The organism is Cognatishimia sp. (assembly GCF_964229375.1).
In the GTDB taxonomy this organism is placed as follows: Bacteria; Pseudomonadota; Alphaproteobacteria; order Rhodobacterales; family Rhodobacteraceae; genus Cognatishimia.
Genome location: NZ_CAXREH010000112.1, coordinates 1 through 4,985 on the forward strand (window position 1 = coordinate 1; position 4,985 = coordinate 4,985).

Genomic DNA, 4,985 nt, shown 5'->3' on the forward strand with positions numbered 1-4,985 from the left:
ATGCCCGGGATCGATCCCGATCGCGACATCGTGGCCGCCTCGGGCGGGCGCGTTACGATTGCCGAAAACGCGGAGCCGATGTCTGCGGACCTGTTTGCAACCGGCACAATGGGGTGGCCTGCATGAGCAAGATTCACCTGATAAAATCCGGCCGCGTGGGCGAACTGCGTCTGGACAATCCAGACAAGATGAACGCCTTCACCGTGCAGATGCTTGCGGATCTTGAGGCACATCTAACCGAGATCGAACGCGACTCTGACGTCGGCGCGGTGATTTTGACTGCAGTGGGCGACAAGGCGTTCTGCACCGGGGCCGATATCAACGCCTGGGGCGATCTTGGCCCTGCTGACGTCGCGCGGTTTTGGGTCAAGGATGGCCACCGCATTTTTGACCGCCTCGCTAACCTGTCAAAGCCGACACGTGCCGTGATCAACGGGCATGCCTTTGGCGGCGGGCTCGAGTTGGCTGCCGCGTGTGATGTGCGCGTGATGGCACCGACGGCCTCGATTGCGCTGCCCGAAGCGGGCGTGGGCATTGTGCCGGGTTGGTCTGGAACCCAACGTTTGATGCGCCTGCTGCCTGAGGCGATGGTCAAGGAAATGGCGCTGTTTGGGCACCGCGTCAAAGCCGACCGCGCGCTTTCGGCGGGCTTTGTGGCCGCAGTCGATAGCGATCCGCGCGCCGTTGCAGACAAACTGATCGAACGCGCGCTCACGCTGTCTCCGCGGGCTGTCGAAATCGCCAAATCCATGATCCACGCCGCGCAGGGTGAAAACCGCGGTGCCATGATCGAGGCGCTGGGAAGCGCAGCCATCGCCGCCTCTGACGACCGACAAGAAGGCGTCAAAGCCTTTCAGGAAAAACGCAAAGCATCCTTCTCTGGAAAGTAAGACATGAAAGACTTGAACATTATCACCGAGCAAACCGTTGCTGTGCCCGACGCGCCATATCAGGCACGGCACTATATCGACGGTGTCTTTCAGGACAACGAAGATGGCCGCGTTTCGGACCGGATTTCTCCGTCTCATGGCGTGCTGGTGAGCCAAGCCGCACTTGGGGGCGAAGCGGAAACCGCCAAGGCTATCGCGGCTGCGCGGACGGCATTTGACGACGGTCGCTGGAGCCGTTTGTCCGGCAAAGAGCGTGCCGCCGTTCTGACCAAAGTGGCCGATTTGATCGAAGCAAACGAAGAGCGCCTCGCGGTGCTTGAGACCCTGGAAAGTGGCAAGCCGATTTCCCAGTCTCGCGGTGAATGCGGTGGGGCTGCGGACCTGTGGCGCTATGCGGCGTCTTTGGCGCGCAGCAGCCACGGACAAAGCCACAATGCGCTTGGCGATGATATGCTTGGCGTTGTTCTGAAAGAGCCGATTGGCGTGGTGTCGATCATCACACCTTGGAATTTTCCTTTCTGGATCCTTAGCCAAAAGCTGCCCTTCGCACTGGCGGCTGGTTGTACCTGCGTGGTGAAACCGTCCGAGATGACGCCGTCTACCACCGCAATGCTTGGCGATCTTTTGACCGAAGCCGGCGTACCGGCCGGCGTGTGCAACATCGTTCTGGGCTATGGCACGCCTGTGGGCAGCATGATGTCAACGCATGAGGACGTAGACATGGTGTCCTTCACCGGCTCGACCGCTGTGGGCAAACATATCACTGCGGCGGCGGGCAATACGCTTAAGAAAGTTGCCCTGGAGTTGGGCGGCAAGAACCCTCAGGTGATTTTCCCGGACGCCGATCTGGAAAGCGCTGCGGATGCGGTCACCTTTGGCGTCTATTTCAACGTCGGGCAATGCTGCAACTCTTCCAGCCGGATCATTGTCCACGAAGATATCGCCGATGATTTCGTGGCCCGCGTGGTCGAGTTGTCGCGTCACGTGGCGTTTGGCAATCCATTGAACCCTGACACGCAGGTCGGCGCGATCGTTACGCAGGATCATCAGGCCAAGATCGACGGCTATGTTCAGGCCGCCAAGGCCGAAGGGGCCGAGGTCTGTCTGGGGGGGGGCGTGTTGAATGTCGACGGCGTCGGCGCGCAGTTTTATCAGCCGACGGTCATTCGCGGTGTCACTGCTGACATGGCGATTGTGCGCGAAGAAGTCTTTGGGCCGGTTTTGGTGGTTCAAACCTTCAGCACAATAGAAGAGGCGATCGCGCTGGCCAACGACTCGGACTACGGACTGTCTGCAGGGGTCTGGAGCGACAACATCCACACCTGTCTCGCCTTTTCGCGCCGTGCGCAGGCCGGCACGATCTGGACCAACACATGGATGGATGGCTTCCCCGAAGTGACCTTTGGCGGCGTGAAGCAATCAGGCCAGGGCCGCGAGATCGGCCAATACGGATTTGACGAATTCCTCGAGGTGAAATCGCTTGTGATGCGGGTCGGCGCGAGCCGGGCACCTTGGGTGAAAGTGCCCTGACGAAACAGGGAAATGACTAGGATCAACGCACTTCTAGGGAGGATATTATGCGTTATTTCGGAAAGAAGACTATGGTCGCGGCAGCACTGCTTGCGTCTACATCAATGGCACATGCTGCGGACGTTGAGGTTCTGCACTGGTGGACATCAGGCGGCGAAGCGGCAGCGCTGAACGTTCTGAAAGAGGACCTCGCAGGTCAGGCCATCGGCTGGAACGATATGCCGGTTGCAGGCGGTGGCGGCGAAAGCGCGATGACCGTTCTGCGGGCACGCGTCACAGCAGGTGACCCACCGACCGCGGTTCAGATGCTTGGCTTTGACATCCTTGACTGGGCCGAAGAAGGCGCGCTGGCGGATCTGAACGACGTGGCCGCCGCCGAAGGTTGGGACGCAGTTGTTCCTGCCGCTCTGCAGGCGTTTGCAAAGCATGACGGCAAGTGGATCTCTGCACCGGTGAATGTGCACTCCACCAACTGGGTCTGGGCGAACAAGGCCGTTCTGGACGAGCTGGGCATCGCACAGCCAACCACATGGGCAGAGTTCGAAGCAGCAATGGCAACTGTGAAAGCCGCAGGCAAAACGCCTCTGGCACATGGGGGGCAGGCTTGGCAGGAAGCGACCATGTTTGACGGCATCGTTCTGTCGGTCGGCGGCGTTGACTTCTATCGCAAGGCCTTTGTTGATCTGGACCCGGAAGCGCTGGGATCTGACATGATGATCGAAGCGTTCACCCGCATGGAAACACTGCGCGCGAACGTGGATGACAACTTCTCGGGCCGCGATTGGAACCTTGCGTCCGCGATGGTCATCAACGGCGAAGCAGCCTTCCAGATCATGGGGGATTGGGCGAAGGGCGAATTCCTGAATGCAGGCAAAACACCGGGCGAGGATTTCCTGTGCTTCCGTGTACCTGGCTCTGCGGGCACCGTCAGCTTCAACTCTGACCAATTCGCGATGTTTGCAGTCGAGAGCGCAGACGACCGCGCGTCTCAGGGTGCGATGGCTGCGTCGATCATGTCGCCAAGCTTCCAGTCCGCGTTCAACGTCGTAAAGGGCTCGGTTCCAGCGCGGACCGATGTGCCAAACGACGCGTTTGACGCATGTGGCAAGCAAGGCATGGCCGAGCTGGCTGCGGCTGCGAATGCGGACACATTGGTTGGCTCCATGGCACACGGTCACGCCAACCGCGCAGCTGTGAAGAACGCGATCTATGACGTTGTCACAGCGCACTTCAACGGCGAATACGACGCGGCAACCGCGGCTGACGAGCTGGTAACAGCCGTCGAGCTGGCGCAATAATCTGCATAAATACCCTTTCCGGGGCGGGAAAACCCGCCCCGGAGAGCCAACGAAACTTCTGAACAATTGGGAGAAACGCAATGGCCCGTGCTGGCGATGTCGATTTCAAAACCAAGCTTCAGCATTGGATTCCGAAAGTCGTTCTAAGCCCGTCGCTGGCCTTGGTTCTGCTCTTTGTTTACGGGTTCATTCTGTTCACGATCTATCTGTCCTTTACCGACAGTCGCATTCTACCGAGCTATGGCTGGGTCGGGATGGAAAACTACTCCAAACTCTGGCGTCTAAGCCACTGGGAAACATCGCTGAAGAACCTCGGGATCTATGCGGTTCTTTATATTTCGATTTCCACGATTGTCGGTCTGACGCTGGCGATTTTTCTGGATCAAAAGATCCGAGGCGAAGGCATCCTGCGCCCGATCTATCTTTATCCAATGGCGCTGAGCTTTATCGTGACCGGTACCGCCTGGAAGTGGTTCCTGGATCCGGGCATCGGCCTTGAGCACACCATGCATCTTTGGGGCTGGGAGAGCTTCAGCTTTGGCTGGATCAAGGATCGCGACTTTGCCATCTATACCGTCGTGATCGCCGCCGTCTGGCAATCCAGTGGCTTTGTGATGGCCATGTTCCTTGCAGGGCTGCGCGGCATCGACAGCGAATTCATGAAAGCGGCTCAGATCGACGGGGCCAGCAACTGGAACCTGTATCGCCGCATTGTAATCCCTCTGCTGCGGCCTGCGTTCCTGTCAGCCTTTGTGATCCTCTCGCACCTTGCGATCAAAAGCTATGACCTTGTCATTGCTCTGACCGGAGGGGGACCGGGCCGGGCCACGGAACTGCCGGCAACCTTTATGTATTCCTATACCTTTACCCGCAACCAAATGGGCATTGGTGCGTCATCTGCGGTGATCATGTTGATGACCATCGCCGCGATCATGGTGCCCTATCTTTACGCTGAACTGAAGGAGGACAAGTGATGGCTGCTGCTCAAACGCAATCCGTACGCACCGGGCGCATCACGCGGACGTTTATCTATGTCTTCCTGCTGGTGGCGTCGCTGTTTTACCTCTTGCCCTTCTTCATCATGTTGGTGAATTCGGTGAAACCCCTTGCCGAGATCACGGGCGGCAACATGATGGCGTTGCCTCAGGTCTTTACGCTCGAGCCTTGGGCGGCGGCTTGGTCCAGCGCGCAGGTTGGTGTCGAACCTACAGGTCTGCGGCCCTATTTCTGGAACTCTATCAAGATGGTGGTTCCGGCGGTGGTGATT

Annotated in this window: 4 protein-coding genes and 1 pseudogene; all 5 read left to right on the forward strand. The window is 58.6% G+C overall.

Going from position 1 to position 4,985, the window contains the following annotated elements; all coding sequences use genetic code 11:
• The first annotated feature begins 122 nt into the window (after positions 1-122).
• A complete protein-coding gene (locus ACEQWH_RS08740; protein ID WP_370229844.1) occupies positions 123-890 on the forward strand; it encodes an enoyl-CoA hydratase/isomerase family protein in 768 nt (255 codons plus the stop codon).
• Positions 891-893: 3 nt separating this feature from the next.
• The gene (locus ACEQWH_RS08745) at positions 894-2,420 is read left to right on the forward strand and encodes an aldehyde dehydrogenase family protein (RefSeq protein WP_370229847.1); all 1,527 of its coding nucleotides are present in this window, start codon (positions 894-896) and stop codon (positions 2,418-2,420) included.
• Between the two features lie 47 nt (positions 2,421-2,467).
• A complete protein-coding gene (locus ACEQWH_RS08750; protein WP_370229848.1) occupies positions 2,468-3,718 on the forward strand; it encodes an ABC transporter substrate-binding protein in 1,251 nt (416 codons plus the stop codon).
• Between the two features lie 80 nt (positions 3,719-3,798).
• Positions 3,799-4,692 carry a carbohydrate ABC transporter permease gene (locus ACEQWH_RS08755; protein ID WP_370229850.1) on the forward strand — a complete coding sequence of 298 codons (894 nt, stop codon included), beginning with the start codon at positions 3,799-3,801 and terminating at the stop codon, positions 4,690-4,692.
• Positions 4,692-4,985 (forward strand): annotated as a pseudogene (locus tag ACEQWH_RS08760) (carbohydrate ABC transporter permease); the annotation flags it as partial. The gene ACEQWH_RS08755 and the pseudogene ACEQWH_RS08760, both read left to right, overlap by 1 nt.